17 protein-coding genes are annotated in these 20,125 nt (G+C 53.8%); 13 read left to right on the top strand and 4 right to left on the bottom strand.

Annotated elements, in window-relative coordinates; all coding sequences use genetic code 11:
- Positions 1–12 precede the first annotated feature (12 nt).
- The 9 genes from GEV02_RS29475 to GEV02_RS29435 all read left to right on the top strand — a co-directional run bounded on the left by GEV02_RS29475 (position 13) and on the right by GEV02_RS29435 (position 11,376).
- Entirely contained in the window at positions 13–1,656 is a 1,644-nt protein-coding gene (locus GEV02_RS29475; protein ID WP_174999402.1) for a PGAP1-like alpha/beta domain-containing protein, read from the top strand.
- Positions 1,653–2,720, top strand: a complete 1,068-nt coding sequence (locus GEV02_RS29470) for a T6SS immunity protein Tli4 family protein (protein WP_152841387.1) — start codon at positions 1,653–1,655, stop codon at positions 2,718–2,720. The genes GEV02_RS29475 and GEV02_RS29470 overlap by 4 nt, the downstream gene beginning before the upstream one ends.
- Positions 2,721–2,730: 10 nt before the next feature.
- Positions 2,731–2,997 (top strand): PAAR domain-containing protein, encoded by a 267-nt coding sequence (locus GEV02_RS29465; RefSeq protein ID WP_152841386.1) that lies wholly within the window; start codon positions 2,731–2,733, stop codon positions 2,995–2,997.
- Positions 2,998–3,619: 622 nt separating this feature from the next.
- Complete coding sequence (locus GEV02_RS29460) at positions 3,620–5,167, top strand: DNA cytosine methyltransferase (RefSeq protein ID WP_217433171.1); 1,548 nt, start codon at positions 3,620–3,622, stop codon at positions 5,165–5,167.
- A 41-nt stretch (positions 5,168–5,208) separates the two neighbouring features.
- Entirely contained in the window at positions 5,209–7,131 is a 1,923-nt protein-coding gene (locus tag GEV02_RS29455) for an ATP-binding protein (RefSeq protein WP_152841385.1), read from the top strand.
- Positions 7,124–9,436, top strand: a complete 2,313-nt coding sequence (locus GEV02_RS29450; RefSeq protein ID WP_152841384.1) for a Z1 domain-containing protein — start codon at positions 7,124–7,126, stop codon at positions 9,434–9,436. The genes GEV02_RS29455 and GEV02_RS29450 overlap by 8 nt, the downstream gene beginning before the upstream one ends.
- Positions 9,429–10,388 (top strand): PD-(D/E)XK motif protein, encoded by a 960-nt coding sequence (locus tag GEV02_RS29445; RefSeq protein WP_217433170.1) that lies wholly within the window; start codon positions 9,429–9,431, stop codon positions 10,386–10,388. Before GEV02_RS29450 ends, GEV02_RS29445 begins: the two co-directional genes overlap by 8 nt.
- Before the next feature lie 24 nt (positions 10,389–10,412).
- Positions 10,413–10,895 carry a very short patch repair endonuclease gene (locus GEV02_RS29440; RefSeq protein ID WP_152809048.1) on the top strand — a complete coding sequence of 161 codons (483 nt, stop codon included), beginning with the start codon at positions 10,413–10,415 and terminating at the stop codon, positions 10,893–10,895.
- A complete protein-coding gene (locus tag GEV02_RS29435) occupies positions 10,876–11,376 on the top strand; it encodes a hypothetical protein (protein ID WP_152841383.1) in 501 nt (166 codons plus the stop codon). Before GEV02_RS29440 ends, GEV02_RS29435 begins: the two co-directional genes overlap by 20 nt.
- Before the next feature lie 72 nt (positions 11,377–11,448).
- On the opposite strand, the gene GEV02_RS29430 is transcribed toward GEV02_RS29435, so the two are convergent.
- The 4 genes from GEV02_RS29430 to dnaA all read right to left on the bottom strand — a co-directional run bounded on the left by GEV02_RS29430 (position 11,449) and on the right by dnaA (position 17,093).
- Positions 11,449–11,673 carry a hypothetical protein gene (locus tag GEV02_RS29430; protein WP_328595638.1) on the bottom strand — a complete coding sequence of 75 codons (225 nt, stop codon included), beginning with the start codon at positions 11,671–11,673 and terminating at the stop codon, positions 11,449–11,451.
- Between the two features lie 252 nt (positions 11,674–11,925).
- Positions 11,926–14,430 (bottom strand): DNA topoisomerase (ATP-hydrolyzing) subunit B, encoded by a 2,505-nt coding sequence (gyrB, locus tag GEV02_RS29425; RefSeq protein WP_152841382.1) that lies wholly within the window; start codon positions 14,428–14,430, stop codon positions 11,926–11,928.
- 53 nt (positions 14,431–14,483) lie between these two features.
- The gene (gene dnaN / locus GEV02_RS29420) at positions 14,484–15,590 is read right to left on the bottom strand and encodes a DNA polymerase III subunit beta (RefSeq protein ID WP_008453129.1); all 1,107 of its coding nucleotides are present in this window, start codon (positions 15,588–15,590) and stop codon (positions 14,484–14,486) included.
- A gap of 105 nt (positions 15,591–15,695) precedes the next feature.
- Positions 15,696–17,093 (bottom strand): chromosomal replication initiator protein DnaA, encoded by a 1,398-nt coding sequence (dnaA, locus tag GEV02_RS29415; protein ID WP_152841381.1) that lies wholly within the window; start codon positions 17,091–17,093, stop codon positions 15,696–15,698.
- Positions 17,094–17,479: 386 nt separating this feature from the next.
- On the opposite strand from dnaA, the gene rpmH reads away from it, so the two are divergent.
- The 4 genes from rpmH to yidC are packed head-to-tail and all read left to right on the top strand — an operon-like array spanning position 17,480 to position 20,063.
- Positions 17,480–17,614, top strand: coding sequence for a 50S ribosomal protein L34 (gene rpmH / locus GEV02_RS29410; protein WP_040378179.1), 135 nt, complete (start codon positions 17,480–17,482; stop codon positions 17,612–17,614).
- Positions 17,615–17,650: 36 nt separating this feature from the next.
- A complete protein-coding gene (gene rnpA, locus GEV02_RS29405) occupies positions 17,651–18,091 on the top strand; it encodes a ribonuclease P protein component (protein ID WP_071658981.1) in 441 nt (146 codons plus the stop codon).
- Entirely contained in the window at positions 18,088–18,351 is a 264-nt protein-coding gene (gene yidD / locus GEV02_RS29400; RefSeq protein WP_152841380.1) for a membrane protein insertion efficiency factor YidD, read from the top strand. Before rnpA ends, yidD begins: the two co-directional genes overlap by 4 nt.
- Before the next feature lie 11 nt (positions 18,352–18,362).
- A complete protein-coding gene (yidC, locus tag GEV02_RS29395) occupies positions 18,363–20,063 on the top strand; it encodes a membrane protein insertase YidC (RefSeq protein WP_152841379.1) in 1,701 nt (566 codons plus the stop codon).
- The last annotated feature ends 62 nt before the right edge of the window (positions 20,064–20,125 follow it).

Raw genomic sequence — 20,125 nt, 5'->3', positions numbered from 1 at the left:
GAGGCAAATTTAATGGCTATGAACGGTATTCTTGAACCGACCCGTCTAGTGCCGGTGACAACAATTGATAGTGATGGAAATTTGCGAGCTCGCACGGCCCTCTCGCCCAAGGCTAATACCACAAGAGCAAGCATCGCAGTCCCGCCGAACAAAATCATTCCAGTAATTGTTATAGCCGGCATCATGGGGAGCAATCTGAGGGCACGTACTTCTGGTGCAACAAAGAACCAGGAGCTGAAACCTGGTGAGGCAGCATGGCGTCCACCCAATGGAAAAAAAGCAGGGCTTAGCGAGGCGAGTAAATGGAGCAAACGTACACCCGATGTTCGCCAAAAGATTCTAGACGCCGACACACTGGAAGTGGACCCCAGTGGAGATATCGCAGATATTCCCGCGCGCTCTAGTGAAGACACTTGCAGGGTCCGTGGATGGGGAGAAATTCACTCCGATAGCTACGGTGGTCTATTGTCAACTTTGGAGGAAAATCTTAACAGCACTCTCAAAGTTTCATCGAACAGCGTTGAGCTGGAGTCTGCTTGGGAGGATATAAATGACTTTGATCGCGGAGCTTGGGGCGCGCCTTCGGGTGGTATAGAGGCCGCCATAACTGTGGATGAGCTAAAAAAAATCGCAGGCTACTACTATCCTGTGTACGCGTTCGGCTATAACTGGTTGCAGTCGAACGAAATGTCAGCTGCGCGTTTAAAAGAGCGGATTGAGTCGATCATAGCATCTTGGGTAGGAACAAAACATCCGTGCACCAAAGTGATGTTAGTCACTCATTCCATGGGTGGGATTGTTGCCCGCGCTTGCGCAAGGAAAATACCAGAGAAAATAGCTGGAATCGTTCATGGAGTAATGCCCGCGTTGGGCGCACCGGCATGTTACAGGCGCCTAGCTTGCGGAACTGAATCTAGCAGCCCTGGCAAAGGGAAATTGGAGTTGTATGCTATGGAGAAATTCGCGGAAATCGCGGGGGCAACCGCAGACGAAACGACCCCCGTCTTAGCTCTTTCCCCTGGCCCGTTGGAACTTCTACCAACGCATCTTCATCCGACTTGGCTCTTTGCGCGGATAAAATTGCCCAAAGATCCATATTCAGTAGAGCTCAATTTTCCTGATAGAAATCCTTACAAATTCTATAAAGACTTTGAATGCTGGTATCGCGCTATTAATCTCGCCTTGGCTGATCCTGCGGGGAAGTTCAAAGGAGCCGTAGAAGAGAAGGTTGTTGGTTCAGTTAGCCAAGCTGAGAAATTTCATACCACTCTACTTGATACTTATTACCATCCCAATACAGCGGCCTTCTATTGCGCCGACCCTCAGCAACTCTCGTTTGGCAGTTACCAATGGATCGCGGCTTCCTCCAAGGCAGTTGCCCCTCCTCATCTACAAATCGGAACTGTCATTAGTCACACTTTTGGCGGCGGTCGAAACGTTTCTATAGTCAAAGGCCCCATGCTGTTTTTTGAACCCGGTGTTCAGGATGCCGCTGGCGACGGCACTGTGCCGACTAGCTCGGGTCAAGCACCGACGGGAAGAGTTCTGCACACATTCCGGACCGTTGGCTATGACCATCAGGGAGCATACAAAAACAAAGCCATGTTGGCGTTGACTCAGCATCTCATCGTAAAACTTCTCCAGAAGGTTATATGAGAACTCTCCACGTAAAAATCGCCTGCGTCACCATGCTCGGTCTGTGCGCGGCGGTGGCTAGCTTGTGGGTCAATCATCGAGGGAAGGTACAAAAAATGGAAGAAAGAATTGGATCAATGCCGACGAAGTCAGTATGTGTCGGACGGTTTATCGTGGATGTTCCTGAGCACGCAGTGGTCACTTATCGTCCAGCCTCGCTAGCTGGTTGGGATATTTCAACTATCCAAGAAACTGATGTCGACTTTGGTCTGCGGGTTCAACAAAAAGCAGACTTGCTAGCAACCCACCGGAACGAACGCGGCGGAGTGGCGCTTGAGGTCGTACAGGAGGTGAAAAACGATGACGTCAAAGGGAAAATATTTTTGTTTGATCGAAGATGGATTGCACTTATGAGGGCTGGTAAGGAAGTCGTTTCGGAGATTGTCGCAATTGACGCGTTGGTTAGGTCAAACGGCATCAGCTATGAATTTAAGGCAGATTTCAAGCGTCCTACTCAGATCGACCAACTGAAGAAAATACTCCATCAGCTGCATGCTGTTCTCGATGCACATATCCCGGAAGGGGCCGGTTTTTGCTTTGATAGGGGTTTCATTCGTGATCCGCTGACGGCTGAGGAGAATGAACATGCATCCATCTTCTTCGGTATAAAGGAGCATCCAGATCTGGCAATTTCCTTAAGCACATCCGCTGGGATTGCTGGCGGCCGGACGTTGCTTCAGCGAGATGCGGATAGCGAAGTGCAGAAGGAACACGCATCGCAATTTCATCGTCTGCGCATTGGTGCGCGCTCGTTAAACGGTATCCCTGGGGAGGAAGTGCTTCAGCGTGTGGATGAACTCAACGGAGCTAAGGTGCATGGTTTTATGTGGCAATCACGAGGAGACAAGACTGATGTTTACCTACCCAGTCTAAGTTTGGAGCTTGACACTGGTATGGGCAAGCCGGGGAAGCCTATTAACTCCAGTTTATCGGATGCAGAAGCTCTTGCGTTATGGGACAAGATTTCCGCCAGCCTGCGCCGGCGGCCCGTGGGCGCGACAACGCCTTCGGGTGCTTCACTATAAGGAGCGTCAAATGCCCAATGTCATTCGGTTAGGTGATCCTACCTCGCACGGTGGACAGGTCATAGAAAGCGGTGCCCCCCATTTCACAGTGAGCGGCAAGCCTGTAGCGCTGGTAGGTGATAAATGCGCGTGTCCAATCTATGGACATCCAAATTGCACGATCGTGAGCGGCAACGCCAAGCACACGGTCAACGGCAAAGCGGTGGCATACGATGGCGACAAAACCAGTTGCGGTGCAACGTTAATTTCTACGATCGGCACTTTCTCCTCAGAATAGAATTTGTTCCCCATCAAGCGATGATCCTGCTAGTCAAAACCGAAGTGGGCAGGGCACATTACGTCGAGATCGCTGTAGGGCTCGGCAGCATTTTTACCTTGTGTACAATCAGCAGAAGCGGGTGCACATGTCCTGGCTCAAGTTGCCATCGGAATCTCCTGATAGCATACCGTGCCCGGATATGCACCGCACAGGGTATCCGTGGACGAATACACTTTCAGCACCATCTGTCAGGCAGCGTGGCGCATTCCCTCGAACTGGTCGAGCGAGAGTTCGCACGACTGCCTTATGCTGTGTCATGACTTGCCTCCGGCTCACGCGAACTGGCTCTCTCCGTTTGCGTTGGTGTCGCTTGGTCTCCGCTCATGTTCGTGAGTGACCTCTTTTCCTGTGGTTGCTGCTCACCAATCAGTGCTTCGTTTGAAATGGCAACTAATACGGCCGAGGACGCGCTGCGGAATGCCAGTGTTTGCAGATATATCGAATGGTTAATTGCCCCAGGGCCAGTTGGGTACTGTAGGATGACGTCCTGAATATCTTGCTTGTGCAGAGACCGGAGTTAGGTGTCTCACTGGCATGCAGAGCCCGTTTTTTCTTTAAATCGACTATCGTAATTTGTAACATGACCCTTATCGCTGACAAACTCCGCCGCATTCAAGCTGGTAATGCTCCCCGTTATATGGATTTGTTTGCCGGTTGCGGTGGAATCTCTCTCGGGTTTCTAACTGCCGGTTTTCGGCCTGTAGCATCAGTAGAAATTGATCCACACGCTGCGCAGTCGCATGGCGCCAATTTCGGAACCCATTCGTTGGGCGGTGATCAACCTTCGCATCATGTGGCCCGTGATGTTACTGCAGAGGATCCTTCGACAATTTTTGCCGAACTAGGTCTTAACGGCCCAGTCGATGATCAGGTTGATGTCCTGGTTGGTGGGCCGCCATGCCAAGCGTTCGCCCGCGTTGGGCGCGCAAAACTTAGGGAGCAGGCACATCGTAGATCGGAAGACACGGCCAACTTCGCATTTCTCGTCGATGGTCGAGTTGACCTTTGGCAACGCTATGTGCATTACATTCGGATGACCAAGCCAGTAGCGTTGCTCATGGAAAATGTTCCAGACATATTGAATCATGGAGGGCAGAATGTTGCGGAGCTCGTAGCCAAAAGTTTATCCGCGGAAGGCTATGAGGTTGCGTACACACTGCTTAACGCGTCCTGGTACGGAGTGCCTCAAACGCGTGAACGCATGATTCTAATTGGCTTCCATCGGGACACTGGTATTCGGCCGTCGTTCCCTAAACCGACCCATCATGTCAATCTGCCTCAAGGCTATCAAGGTACAAAGAATACAGCCAGGCAGGTGATCAAAGAGCAGGGGTCTGAGCATCATCGGTTCGTCGCTGATCCTGAAATTTCGCTGCCGCCCGCTACCACTGCACGTGAGGCACTGGCTGATCTACCTCCTATCTATGCACTGGAGATGTTCAATCGGGGTGAGTTGCGTCGCGGCGCGAAAAACCCGATGGAGGTGGTGCGTTACACGAACAAAGATCCATCAACTCCTTATTCGCGGATTATGCGTGAGTGGCATGGTTTTGTGACCAAGGAATCGACAACAGGGCATGTGATTCGTTACTTGCCTCGCGATTTCAAGATATTTGCAGAGATTTCTGAGGGATGGGAGTACCCGCAAATTCATCAGTATGTTGAGGAAAAAATTGCTGGCTGGCTCAAATCACGAAAGCGTCGGGGGCTGTCGACTGATGCAAGAACAGCTGAGGTTCGTGACTTTATTAAGTTGTGGCGTATCCCCTATGATCCGTCAAAATTCTCGAACAAGTGGTGGAAGTTAGATTCCCAAAAACCCGTGCGCACACTGCTTGCACATTTGGGCAAAGATTCATATTCACACATTCACTACGATTCTGATCAGGCGCGTACTATTTCGGTCAGGGAGGCTGCACGATTACAGTCCTTCCCGGACGGCTTTATCTTCAAGGGTTCTATGAATCCCGCATTGAAGCAAATTGGGAATGCGGTGCCGGCGCTCTTTGCCTACGCTATTGCAATGTCGGTCAGAAGTAATTTAGGTGCGCCGCCGATCAACGATATGCGCGTTCAGCTTTTGGGACTGGATGGAGCCGTGATTGGACGAACAGAGGGGATAGCGTGAGATTCACAATTTTGCGACTCTTGACACATAGCGAGCTTGGCATGTTTCATGCCTATCGGGACGGCCGTGAGGGTTCCAAACAACGAGCGATTAACTTTGATGGAGATGTTGTGGATCGGGTTTTTCCATCTGCTAAAGACTCTGACAAAATTCTTATTCAGTGCCGTTGTCTTGATGATGAAACGACGATCGTTGAAAAGGCGCAATGGCTCAAAAGGCAAGGGAAAAATTGGCGATTTGAAGGAAACTGCCCGAAGAGTTCCTTTTTTAAGTTCGTAGAACCCGGTGTGCTATTTGCCATGGTTGTGGATGCTTCAACATCTCCTGCAACCGCGACGTGGGTAGTGATTCCGAAAACCCATCCAGCGCATGAGGCCATTGTTAACCATGGTGAGAGCGCACGGCTGGATCGATCTGGAATGATCGCATTATTCGGAAACGATGGTGCATACTCGACACATGTTCTTGGTGAACACTTCCATACTCTTTTTCAGAAGACGGAGCTTTCGATGCCTAATTCCATTGAGCAGGACAGCATGGCCCCCGATCCAGTCGGCTTGTTTGAGATTTTAGCCAGTGCAGGACATCGGCTTCCAAGCGCCGTTGCTGATTTAGTGGATAACAGCATCTCTGCCGGGGCGTCAAAAATAGAAATCACATTCCCCAATCCAAACGATGGCGGTCGTTGGATGTCCATCCGCGATGACGGTCGTGGCATGACTTACGACGATTTACGAAAAGCGATGCGTGTTGGTAATCGTCGTCTTTATGACGGCGGTGATCTTGGCAAATTTGGCTACGGATTAAAAGGTGCATCATGGTCTCAGTCGGATTGTTTGACGGTGGTTACTAAAGCGCAGAATGGAATAAAATCCACTATGACCTGGGACAAAGATCACCTTGCGAAGACAGGAGCGTGGGATGTCCTGGAGGAGCCGGTCGAAGAAAAATATGAAGCGGAGTCTGAAATCGCTACTACTGGGACCGTAGTTTTATTGACGAGGATGCGGCCCCCAGCGGAAATGGCCACGGTAAAGAATGTTGATCCTTATACGGTCGAAGTGACGTCCGTCAGAGAGCATTTGGAACTAGTGTTCCATCGCTACTTGGAGGGCGCAGTACCGGGGCGAAGCAAGGTAGATATTTACATTAACGGCGAACCGTTGGAGGGCAATAATCCGATGGGGCACCCGCTGACTAAGCCGTATGATCCTCGAACGTTAATGCTCAACGAGTCGGATCCCGAAAAAAAGGCGATCGTTGCTGTACGCGCTTTCATCACTCCGAATGAAGATGAATTAGAAAAATACCACTGCGCTCAAGGACCTGAAGCGGTACGTAGAGCTCGTGAGCGTATTTCGCTGAGTGGTCGTTGGAATGAAACACAAGGTCTTTATTTCTATCGCCTGAATCGCCTCATAAAATGGGGCGGTTGGGAGCAAATGTTTGCGGTTGATGAAAAGACCAAATTGCTTCGCGTTGCAGTGGATTTTGACCGCCAAGCTGATGATCCGTTGAAAGTTAACATTTCCAAGCAGGAGATCAAGCTGCCGGTGAACATGAGCAGCAATATGAAGGATATCTTGAAAGAGCCCCGTACCGAAGCTCGCAGCCGTTATAGAAAAACTGGGAAGGGCGAGTCTTCAGGCTCAGCGTCGAGCACTAATGGTAGCAGTTCTAGCTCACCGGTTACGGGTGAGCCAATAGGGGCACCGACTTCTAGTGGTAAACCGAAGTCAGTGAAGGTCGTAGGTGGAGCAATCAGACTTGTGGACTCAGGTGCTGCACCATGGGTACGAAAAAAGAATTTCACTGGCGAGCATATTGAAGTTACGCCACAGATGCCTGCACTCGTTAATCTTGTGCTTGCGGTCGATGGGGACCCGAAAGCTAAGATTGCATTGTCCCAGTTTCTGCTGGCGCTGGAGCAAGCAGACATCTTGAAGATGCTGACTCATGACTGAGCAGATTCCAAGGTTCAGTATAAAGCCTAAAATTCCAAATTGGACCGATGGCTCACAGTGGATCAATTGGCAGCGGCATGAGGAATTTTTGCGCGCGCAGTCGAAATGGAAACCTCATCAGGTGGACTCTGTAGCCGAAGAGTCCTTACGAATAATTTGTAAAACAAAGCCAATTCAACGCCTCGAATTTCAGTGTCGAGGCTTAGTCGTCGGATACGTGCAAAGTGGAAAGACGGCCAACTTTACTGCTGTAGCAGCCCGCGCTGCTGATGTTGGCTATCGACTTATTGTTGTCCTGTCAGGCATCCATGATTCGTTGAGAAACCAGACGCAAAAGCGATTGAACAGAGAACTTGTGAGCGTCGGGGTTAATTGGACGACTTTAACAAGCGAGAGCGAAGACTTCCAGACTCCGGCGATTGCCAATGGCTTCGACGGTGCTGGAACAGTCTTGGTCGTCGCAAAGAAGACCGTACCAATCCTCCGTCGAATCAATCAGTGGATTATTGATCTGGAAGGGCAGCTCGAAAATATTCCGGTTCTTTTGATCGATGACGAAGCTGATCAGGCTTCCATAAATACTAAAGGTAATCGCAAAGATCCGAGCGTCGACGATGAGCCTGAGGTCGACAGCCGTGATCCGTCGATTACGAATTCACTGATCAGGGATACGCTGCAGAGGATTCCTAGGGCAACCTACATCGCCTACACGGCTACACCATTTGCAAATATTCTGATCGATCCAGACGCGGTTGACCGGGCTGTTGGCGCGGACCTATTTCCCAAGGATTTTGTAGTTCAGTTGCCTCGCCCAGAAGGCTATATAGGAACTGAAGAGCTGTTTGGTGTGGCTGCAGCGGGGCGAGATGTTATGCGCGCCGTTGCAGAAAATGACGTACGAAGTCTGAAGACTAAGCGAAAGAAAAAAGGTGCGCCGCTGGTAGTAGATAGCGAAGAGGGACTACCCCAATCTCTATGTGACGCTGTGCTTATGTTTGTTGTTATCGGCGCGATTCGCTTACTTCGCAACCAAACAAAGATGCCTCACACGATGCTGGTTCACGTCTCGCACAAGCAAGTCGATCAGATCCGTATTGGCTCGGCGATACAGCAGCACATAAAGGGATGGCGTGACCATGAACGTGTCGTTCCAGGCAGTTTACGTCAAATGCTGAGTTCGGCGCTGACCGATCTCGGCATGGTCGATTTGCCGGCCGCGCGCGATATCGTGTTGGATGAGGCAATGATAAATCTCTCTCGCGTTCAGGTTGTCGTATTGAATAGTCTTACTGGCGAGGAGCTAGGCTACGATGAGAAGCCGGGTTGCCAATTGATCGCCGTGGGCGGAAATCGCTTGTCTCGTGGATTAACTCTGGAAGGACTGACCGTAGCTTACTTCCTGCGCACAACGACCATGGCGGACTCTCTGCTACAAATGGCACGCTGGTATGGTTTCAGAGCTGGATACGATGATTTGATCCGTATCTGGACGACCGAAGGAATTGCCCAATGGTTTGTTGAGCTGGCACTTGTCGAAGAGTCTCTGAGAGATTCCATAACTGCGATGAACCGGGCTGGGCGCCGTCCCGATGAAATGGCAATCAAGATGCGCTCCCACTCGGATCTGCTATTGACCAGTAAAAATAAGAGCAAGATGCTTGAAGTCAGCAGTCGCTCCTGGTCCGGTGAAAACCCTCAGACCATTCTTTTCCCGCTGCGACGGCCGGATATTCTCGAGCACAATACAGGTCTGACGGCTGCGCTGCTGACGGCCCACACACCTACCCAGGAGGCATACGGTGGCAGCTTGGTACATGACGTCCCTGCCGCGCGAATTGAGGAGTTTCTAAGATCCTTTATTGTGCATGACGACACACTCGCATTTCGTGGGGACCTGATTGCAGATTGGATATCTGAGCGGACGACTGTTGGAGAGCTCACCAGTTGGACGATTTTCGTGGCAAACCCTAGTCGAGACCGTCAAGTATTACTCGGTACTCGCTCTTTCGGTTTGGTTCATCGCTCGCTAACCGGTGCGGAATCCATTGGCATATTGATTGACCCTCGACATGAAGGCGTTGACCTTCATGGTGGACCTGACTTTTATCGCACTGGACAAAATTACAATGCGAGGGCGATGCGTCAGACCCGTCCGTCTTCTCATGGACTTTTGATGATTTACCCCCTGGATCCCCAACCGTTACAGGCACAAGTGCGTACTGTGATTGGTATCGCGTTATCCTTTCCTAAGACATCAGATGAGTCACAGTCCTTTGTCGTAAATCGTGGAGTCAATCGTGAGTAGTCTGACTATCACATCTTCACGTTGGCAAAGTTTGAGAAAACAGTCTCAAGGGATTGGCATGCTTGCTGAGCCGGTAGATCCTTTGATTCCTCAGTGTCTAATCGGCGTTGATGAAGATGGACATCTTCATTTGATGATTGCTATCGGTGACGATGCGGTCAAGCTACCACCGGAGCTAGAGGCCGTAGTCGTTCAGGTAATCGACGCCAATGGCAATTATCTTGACGTGTACGCTAAGGCGCACTACGAAATGATATTCACTCCAATGGTAAACCAGATTTTTGCTGGGGTCGCCGTGCAAGGGAGGAAGCCGATCGATGCAGTAGTTCAGACCATTGAAGAATTCAGAGGTGCACTAAGGCCATTGAAACCGGATCTTAGCCTTGCTGAGCAAATTGGTTTATTTGGAGAGCTTTGGGTTTTACAAAATGTCCTAATTCCTAGCATAGGTCCACGGGCTTGCTATCTGTGGAGTGGTCCAGACTCGGAACGACATGATTTCATTGGCGCGGCAGTGCATATAGAAGTAAAGTCGACCACAAGGTCCGAAGATCGACATGAGATTTCGCGGATAGATCAGTTGCGAGCGCCCGCGGGAAAAAAATTGCTATTGGCATCGATCCAGTTAGAGCGATCGGAAGGGGGAGAGAAGACCCTGGTAAACCTTATCGACGAAATAACCGCTTCTCTTGGCTTGGACGGTAAAGCTGTTGATGCTTTTGAGATGCGTTTGGCGAAAATGGGCTGGCATGATGGTTTGCGTCAGTCCGGTGCGCTACGGCGATTCAATTTGCGTGATGCTCTATTCTTCGACGTGGAAGGCTCCTTTCCTCGACTTCCCGATGACTATATCCCACCGCGGGGAATTGTGGCAATAAGGTACACAATTGATGTTTCATCTCGCTCCGTGGTTGATAGGGACGAGATCGATGGCTTGGTAAAATTGATGTGAAGCTAATGGCTTCCAAATAAAACCATGGTTGACGTACTTTCAGTAGAACAACGCCGGCGTAACATGAGTCGGATTCGTAGCCGCGATACCAAACCGGAGCTATTTATTCGACGGGGTTTGCATGCTCTTGGTTTACGTTATCGGTTACAGGATGGAAAACTGCCGGGCCGCCCTGATCTTGTATTTTCTCGATTCCACGCAGTGATCTTCGTACATGGTTGCTTTTGGCATGGGCATAACTGTTCGATGTTCAAACTTCCCCAGACTCGCCAAGAGTTCTGGAAAGCAAAAATTGCATCTAACCGTGCCAGAGATGTTAGGACGACGGATGCGCTTCTAGAAAAGGGATGGCGGATTGTAAATGTATGGGAGTGTAGCCTCAAAGGCCCTGGAAAGCTCCCTGATGGTGAAGTTCTGAAACGGTGTTTTGAGTTTTTGATGTCTAAAGAAGTTAGGCTAGTCGATATTTCAGGAGTATTAATAACTAATGACGAAAAGCATAAATAGCTCTACTGAAATACCATTGGATTTAAAAATTCTTGATGATCTTCGACTCTTGGCGCTACGTACGGCAGTTGACATGGAAGCAAGAAGCCGAGGCCTTCGTTTTAATGTAGGGGAAATTGGCGAGAAACTGGCTATCGCCGAGTTCAAGGGGCGCAGTGATTTACCCGTTCTGGCACCAGCTCCTCCTGGAACGAAGAATATAGATGCCATTTCGAGGGACGGTGATCGATACTCAATCAAGACTATGCAGCGAGCAAAGAAGTCAGGGACAATTTATCCGGACCGAGAAGATAAAGACAAGCAACTTTTCGAATATATTTTGATTGTTTTGATGCGGGAAGATTTCACATTGGAACGTATTATTCAACTTGATTGGAATTTATTTTGCAACGTCCGCAGCTGGGATATAAGAATGAATGCTTGGTATATTGCTCGCTCCGATAGGGCGCTGGCAGGTGGACGTCAAATATATCCTAAGTAGAAATTAATAATCTTATCTTTTTTTAGGTGTTAAGTAAGGTGGTCATCGCAATGGCTACCTTATTTTCATATGCTAATATTTCTTTGCATACATCTTTCGTGTAATGCGACTTATATAGCTATTCAATCCTTGTCCACGATTGGCAAGAGCTTGCATTTTTTCAATGTTACCAGTGCCAGCACTTTGAATATTATAAAGATAGGTGGCACCGGTGTTGAATCGAACCGTGATTGAATCAGGGCCAATCTCAAATGCAGTAACTCCAGAATCACCGCTTAAATTTTTATATCTTTCCACATTTTCTCCGTAGAGCGATGTATGTTCAGATCGAAACCCGCAATGCTTGTAATAGGGGGCGAAATCTAACAATACTCTTAATTTTGTGAAAAGCAATTGATATTAGAAATATTTGAATGTGAGCGTGAACAGGGATGCACATCCCAAAAAAAGAGCTTTATGCGACTGCATAAAGCTCTTTGATCGTAATGTAAATTACTGCAATGCATTGCGCCCTGGCAACGCTGGCCCGTTCCCGCCAGTTTTTGCCATTTAAACGTCGATGTTACCCGCCCGCAGCGCATTGTTCTCAATGAACGCCCGACGCGGCTCCACATCATCACCCATCAACGTAGTGAAGATCTGATCCGCAGCAATCGCATCCTCAATCTGCACCTTCAGCAGACGGCGCACGGTCGGATCCATGGTGGTCTCCCACAACTGATCCGGATTCATCTCACCCAGACCTTTGTAGCGCTGCTTGGACACCACACGTTCCGCCTCATCACGCAGCCACTGCATCGCCTGGTGGAAGTCGACCACGGCCGATTCCTTGGTACGCTCGCCTTCACCGCGACGCACATATGCACCTTCGCCGATCAGACCCTTGAACGTAGCCGCCGCGCTGGCCAACACGTTGTAATCCGCACCCTGCACGAAGTCCGCATCGATCGAGCTGACCTTGATGTTACCGTGATGCATACGCTCAATGCGCAGCGCGTGCTTCTCGGACAGCTCGTCCGAAATCACCGTGATCTTGACCGCGATATCGCTGATCTCCGCCATCATCGCGCGGGCCGATGCTTCCGCCTGCTCCTGCGTGCTCAGATCCAGCGTCACACCAGTCATGATGGCCGTCAGCGCAGCACGGTCAATCACGCGCGTCAGACGCATCATGATGACGTTGGCCAGGTTGAACTGGCGCACCAGCTCGCCCAGCGGTTCGCCGACGATAGGATCGGCGCCTTCGCGCGGGATCAGCACGGCGGTGTTCAGCGCCACGTTCATCATGTAGCCGGCTTCTTCCGCGTCATCCTTCAGATAACGCTCGTCGCGGCCGGCCTTGACCTTGTACAGCGGCGGTTGCGCGATGTAGATGTGGCCGCGCTCAACCAGCTGCGGCATCTGACGATAGAACAAGGTCAGCAGCAGCGTGCGGATGTGGGCGCCGTCGACGTCCGCATCGGTCATGATGATGATGCGGTGGTAGCGCAGCTTCTCGACGTTGAATTCATCAGGGCCGATCGACGTGCCCAGCGTGGCGATCAGCGTGGTGATCTGCTCCGACGACAGCATCTTCTCGAAGCGCGCCTTCTCCACGTTCAAGACTTTGCCTCGCAGAGGCAAAATAGCCTGGAACTTACGGTCGCGGCCCTGCTTGGCGGAGCCGCCTGCGGAGTCACCCTCGACGATGTACAGTTCGCACAGCGCCGGATCTTTTTCCTGGCAGTCGGCCAGCTTGGCCGACAGGCCCAGGCCGTCCATCACGCCTTTACGGCGGGTCAGGTCGCGGGCCTTGCGGGCCGCTTCGCGCGCGCGCGCAGCTTCGACGATCTTGCCGCAGATGATCTTGGCGTCGTTCGGTTTTTCTTGCAGGTAGTCCGACAGCGTCTTGGCGACGATCTCTTCCACCGGGCCGCGCACTTCGGACGACACCAGCTTGTCCTTGGTCTGCGACGAGAACTTCGGCTCAGGCACCTTGACCGACAGCACGCAGGTCAGGCCTTCGCGCATGTCGTCGCCGGAGATTTCAACCTTGGCCTTCTTGGCGAATTCCTGCTCGTCGATGTACTTGTTGATGACGCGGGTCATCGCGGCGCGCAGGCCGGTCAGGTGGGTGCCGCCGTCGCGCTGCGGGATGTTGTTGGTGAAGCACAGCACCTGTTCGTTGTAGGCATCGTTCCACTGCATCGACACGTCCACCGAGATGTTGGTGCCTTGGTCCGACAGGCGTTCGCCGGTGGCCTGGAACACGGTCGGGTGCAGCACGGTCTTGGCTTTGTTGATGTACTCGACGAAGCCGCGGGTGCCGCCTTCGAACGCGAAGATTTCTTCCTTGCCGGTGCGCTGGTCGGTCAGCTTGATGTTGACGCCGTTATTCAGGAACGACAGTTCGCGGATACGCTTGGCCAGGATCTCGTAGTGGAATTCGACGTGGGTGAAGATTTCCTCGTCGGCCCAGAAGTGCACGTCGGTGCCACGCTTGTCGGTTTCGCCGATGACCTTGATCGGCGAGACGGCGAAGCCATCCTTCTCTTCCAGCTCGCGGTTCTGCGGCACGCCACGGACGAATTCCATGTAGTGCACTTTGCCGTCGCGGCGGATGGTCAGCTTCAGCAGCTTGGACAGCGCGTTCACGCACGATACGCCCACGCCGTGCAGGCCGCCCGACACCTTGTACGAGTTCTGGTCGAACTTGCCGCCAGCGTGCAGCTCGGTCATGACGATCTCGGCGGCGGAGCGCTTGGGATCGTGCTTGTCGTCCATCTTCAGGCCGGTCGGTACGCCACGGCCGTTGTCGGTGATCGAGATCGAGTTGTCCGAGTGGATGGTGACGTGGATTTCCGTGCAGTGGCCGGCCAGCGATTCATCGATGGAGTTGTCCAGCACCTCGAACACCAGGTGGTGCAGGCCGGTACCGTCCGAGGTATCGCCGATGTACATGCCGGGTCGTTTGCGTACTGCTTCCAGACCTTCGAGGATCTGGATCGATGCTGCGCCGTATTCTTCGGTTTTGGCCGGTACTGGTACTGGATTCTCTTCTGGGATGGCGGACATGTGCTGCTTTCTCTGTTATCGATTACTGGTGTTCTGACGGCTGTAGCAAAAACTCAAATGCGCATCGGCATGACGACGTACTTGAAGTCGGCATTGTCCGGGATCGAGATCAGCGCGGACGAGTTCGAATCGCCCAGCGCGACGTTGACCTGGTCGCACTTCAGGTTGTTCAACACGTCGAGCAGGTAGGTGACGTTGAAGCCGATGTCGACGCTGTCGCCGCCGTAGTCGATTTCCAGTTCTTCGACCGCTTCTTCCTGGTCCGCATTGGTCGAGCTGATCTTCATGCTGCCCGGGGTGATGATGCAGCGTACGCCCTTGAACTTATCGCTGGTCATGATGGCGGCGCGTTGCAGCGAACGCAGCAGCTCATCGCGGCCGATCGTGAATTCGTTCTTGTAGCCTTTCGGGATCACGCGCGTGTAGTCGGGGAACTTGCCTTCGACCAGCTTCGAGATCAGCTCGATGTCGGCGAAGGTCAGCTTGACCTGGTTGGCGGCGATGTCCAGCTGCACGGTCTCATCGTTCTCTTCCAGCAGGCGCTGCAGTTCGATGATGGTCTTGCGCGGGATGATCACTTCCTGGCGTTCGAACGATTGCTCGGTCTCGACCTGGCAGAACGCCAGGCGGTGGCCGTCGGTGGCCACGGCGATCACGTTCTTGCCGTCCAGGACCAGCAGCAGGCCGTTCAGGTAGTAGCGGATGTCCTGCTGGGCCATCGAGAAGTGCACCATGTTGAACAGGTGCTTGAGCGTCTTCTGCGGCAGCGTGACGGACGCGCTGTAGCTGTCGGCCTGTTGCACGGTCGGGAATTCCTCGGCGGCCAAGGTCTGCAGGGCGAAGCGCGATTTGCCGGTTTGTACCGTCAGGCGCTTGTTCAGCAGCGTCATCGTCACGTCGCCCGATTCAGGCAGCGCGCGCAGGATGTCGAGCAGCTTGCGCGCGGCCACGGTGGTGCCGGTCACTTCGCTGCCGGAACCGATCTCGGCGTTGGTGGTGATCTGGACTTCCGTGTCGGTCGACAGGAAGGATACGCTCTCGCCCTCTTTGCGGATGAGGATATTGGCCAGAATCGGCATAGTGTGCCGACGCTCGACAATACCGCTCACGATCTGCAGTGGCCGGAGAAGGGTATCTCGGGTGGTTTTGACCAATTGCATAGATTATCCTCAATAGTAAAGATTAAACGATATTTTTATAACAATATTGCCTTGCGAGCAGACGTGCTTTTTTGCCTAGATCATAAAGGCAAAACTACTGTCCCGCTAGCCTTTCAGCGTCTGTTCCAGCACGTGCAGCTCGTGGTTGCATTCCGGGTTCTTGGTGCGGTCCAGCGCGATCTTGCGCACGGCGTGCAGCACGGTCGTGTGGTCGCGGCCGCCGAACAGTTCGCCGATTTCCGGCAAGCTCTTCTGCGTCAACTCCTTGGCCAGGTACATCGCGATCTGGCGTGGCCGCGCGATGTTGGCCGGGCGACGCTTGGAGTACATGTCGGCCACCTTGATGTTGAAGAAGTCCGCCACCGTTTTCTGGATGTTTTCCACCGAGATCTGGCGATTCTGCACCGACAGCAAATCCTTCAGCGCTTCTTTCACGATATCGATCGTGATGTCCTTGCCGTGGAAGCGCGAGTACGCCAGGATCTTGCGCAGCGCGCCTTCCAGCTCGCGCACGTTGGAGCGCAGGTGCTTGGCCACGAAGAAGGCGACGTCGTCCGAGAAGGTTACGCCTTCCTGCTTGGCTTTCTTGAGCAGAATCGCCACGCGCATTTCCAGCTCCGGCGGCTCGATCGCCACCGTCAGGCCGGAATCGAAGCGCGAGATCAGGCGGTCGTCCATGCCGGTGATTTCCTTCGGGTAGGTATCCGAAGTGATGATGATCTGCTTCTTCGCCGCGATCAGCGCTTCGAACGCATAGAAGAACTCTTCCTGCGTGCGGCTTTTGCCGCCGAAGAATTGAATATCATCGATCAGCAGCATGTCGAGCGAATGATAGTAGTGCTTGAAATCGTCGAAGCCCTTGCGCTGGTAAGCCGTCACCACGTCGCGCACGTACTGCTCGGCGTGGATGTAGCGGATCTTGGCGCCGGGCTGGTCGGCCATCACTTGGTTGCCGATCGCGTGGATCAAGTGGGTCTTACCCAGGCCGACGCCGCCGTAGAAGAACAGCGGGTTGTACGACACGCCCGGGTTGTTGGCGACTTGAATCGCGGCGGCGCGCGCCAGCTGGTTGGCCTTACCGGTGACGAAGCTGTCGAAGGTCAGGTCGGTGTTGATGCGGCTCTGTTCGCGGCGCGGCGCGGCCGAAGCCGGCAGCTCGGGCACCGACGGCACCGGATCGGACATGCGTGCATTGCCGTTCGGGGCGCCGTCGTTGTAGTCGGGCGCGGGCACGACGGTGGCGGCCTTTTTCGGCAGCGCCAGGCGCGGGTCGAGCACGAACTGCACCTCGGTCGGCGCTTCCCAGTACTGGCAGGCCAGCGCCGTGATGCGGCTGGCGAACTGGGATTTGACCCAGTCCAGCTTGAACCGGTTGGGCGCGGCCACACGCAACTTGCCCGCCTCGTAATCGAGGGGGATGAGCGGTTTTATCCACGCGCTGAATTGTTGCGGCGTCAGCTCCAGCTCCAGCTGGGCGGAGCAGGTCTGCCAGAAATTTTCCATGAATCTTTATCTATTCTTTACTGCTGATGAGGGTGTCGGCGACCTTGGGTGCGCCACACGTAACGCGCTATTCTACTCTCGACCGCCAAAGTTATCCACAGGCACGACGCTTATTTTCGTACTTTTGCCAGCCCCCGGATGGCGGCCAGAGACCATCAGTTGTTGACAAGCGGGACCGAAATGCTGATAATTCAGGGTTCCCCGCCCGTATTCCTAGTTTATTCACATGAACGTCAATATGGAGTAAGCGTGGATTTAGCGGGCGATGAGATGGACCCAGCTTGTGCCGGCAACGGTGGCATAGGTGCGCGAAGTGTCATTGGCACCAAAAACTGACGGGGCCACAACCCGATTTTGCATTTTTTTCTGCTTTTAGCGAGACCAACATGAAACGTACTTACCAACCTTCCGTTGTACGCCGTAAGCGTACCCACGGCTTCCGCGCACGTATGGCTACCCGTGGTGGCCGTCAAGTGCTCAACGCACGTCGCGCCAAAGGCCGCAAGCGTCTGGCTGTATAAGCCAACTGCTTGTTAGCTGATCGCGTGGAAAGCTGTATTTCAAGCGGCTCGACAGGCGAAGGTTCACACGACTTCGCGCGCGTTCGGCGTATCGTTAAAACGGATGAATTTTCATCCGTTTTTCGTTTGCGCCCTACCCAAAAAAGCGCGCACTTCGTGCTTTACACCCGTCTGAATGAATTGCCGCATGCGCGGCTGGGCGTCGTTGTGGCGAAGCGGTTCGCGCCGCGCGCCGTCACGCGCAACACGATCAAGCGCGTTACCCGCGAATTGTTCCGCCAGACCAGCCTGCCGGCGATCGATTGCCTGATCCGTCTGGCCAAGCCGGTCAACAGCAAGGACGGGCCGGCCACCACTGCGAAGCTGAAAGCGGCTTTGCGGGTGGAATTGGCACGTCTGTTTGCCCAGGCCAAGACAGCCAAGCCGCCCAAACCGGCCTTGCCTTCGGCGCCGCCGCCTCCACCTGAGGCATCATGAAAAAACTGCTACGCTTCCTGGTGCGCGCTTATCAGCTGGCCCTCAGTCCGCTGATGGCGCCGAGCTGCCGGTTTTATCCGAGCTGCTCGAACTATGCGCTGGAAGCGTTGCAGGTGCATGGCGCCGCCAAGGGCAGCCTGCTGGCGGCCAAACGCATCTGCCGCTGCCATCCGTGGAATCCGGGCGGGCATGATCCCGTTCCGCCAGCGGACGGCAAAACGAATTCTTCTACGACCGCTTGCGGTTGCAACCACTCCTGACAAATAGCCTAATGGATATCAATAAACGTACCATCCTGTGGATCGTGTTTGCCGTGTCGCTGGTAGTTCTTTGGAACAACTGGATGGTCTCGACAGGCAAGCCTTCCATGTTTGCTCCAGCGCCGGCTCAAACCGCCAAGGCCCCGGAAGCGAAGAAATCCGAACTGCCTGCCGCCTCCGCGACCGCAGCAGCAGCTGGCGCCGCCGCACTGCCTGGCGCTCCCGCCGCGGCCGAGCCGTTCAAGAGTGAGCGCATCACCGTCACCACCGATCTGTTCCGTGTCGATGTCGACACCCTGGGCGGCACCATCAAGCGCCTGGAGCTGCTGAAGTTCAAGGACGGCGTGGACGCCACCAAGAACCAGGTGCTGTTCGACGTTGATGCCGGCATCGGCAAGACCTACCTGGCCCAAACCGGCCTGATCGGCGCCGCCGGCCTGCCGAACCACCAGACCGGCTTCGTCGCCAAACCTGGCCCGCGCATGCTCAACGACGCCAACCAGGTGCAACTGGTGCTGGAAGCGGAATCGGCCGGCGTCAAGCTGACCAAGACCTACACCTTCAAGCGCGGCGACTACGTGATCGACGTACGCCACGACGTGACCAACGTCGGCACCGCGCCGGTCAAGCCTGAGCTGTACCTGCAGCTGGTCCATGACGGCAACAAGCCGGCCGGCGACTCCTACTTCAACAGCAGCTACACCGGCCCGACGCTGTACACCGCCGAAGACCACTACAAGAAGCTGAAGTTCGAAACGCTGGAAAAAGAAGCAGTCGAAGCCGCCAAGACCGGCAAGGACGCCGTGCAGGATCACCCGACCAAGGCCGACAACGGCTGGTTCGCGATCTCGCAGCACTTCTTCGTGTCCGCCTTCGTCCCGCAGGACAAGCTGGCCCGCACCATCTTCACCAAGAAAGTGACGACCAACCAGTACGCGATCGGCACGATCCAGCAACTGGGCACGCTGGCTCCGGGCGCTACCGTGACCAACGAAGCCAAGCTGTACTCCGGCCCGCAGGAATCGAAGCTGCTGGAAAAAGTCACCCCTGGCCTGGACCTGGTCAAGGACTACGGCTGGCTGACCATCATCGCCAAGCCTATCTTCTGGGTCATGGACCACATCCACCAGGTGCTGGGCAACTGGGGCTGGACCATCATCGCCTTCACCATCCTGATCAAGCTGGCGTTCTTCCCGCTGTCGGCTGCCGGTTATCGCAGCATGGCCAAGGTCAAACTGGTCACGCCTAAGATGCAGGCGATCCGCGAGCGCTACAAAGGCGATCCGGCCAAGATGAACCAGGCCACCATGGAGCTGTACAAAACCGAGAAGATCAACCCGCTGGGCGGCTGCCTGCCTATCCTGGTGCAGATGCCTGTCTTCATCGCCCTGTACTGGGTGCTGCAAGCGTCGGTCGAGATTCGCGGCGCACCGTGGATCGGCTGGATCACCAACCTGGCCGCGCCGGATCCTTGGTACATCCTGCCAGTGCTGTACGCGATCTCGATGTACATCACCACCAAGCTGAACCCGGCGCCTGCCGATCCGATGCAAGCGAAGATGATGTTGTTCATGCCGCTGGCGTTCTCGGTCATGTTCTTCTTCTTCCCGTCCGGCCTGGTGCTGTACTGGGTCGTGAACAACGTGCTGTCGATCGGTCAGCAGTACGTGATCTCCAAGAAGTTCGCCGCGCCTGAAGCTGCGAAGTCCTGATCTCCGGATAAATGCTGTTGCAGAAAAGCCCGTGTTAATCGCGGGCTTTTTTTTACTTTACA

The organism is Rugamonas aquatica (assembly GCF_009380215.1).
Lineage (GTDB): Bacteria > Pseudomonadota > Gammaproteobacteria > Burkholderiales > Burkholderiaceae_D > Rugamonas > Rugamonas aquatica_B.
The sequence above is the reverse complement of the archived record's forward strand: the minus strand, read 5'-3'. Positions and strand labels throughout refer to the sequence as shown.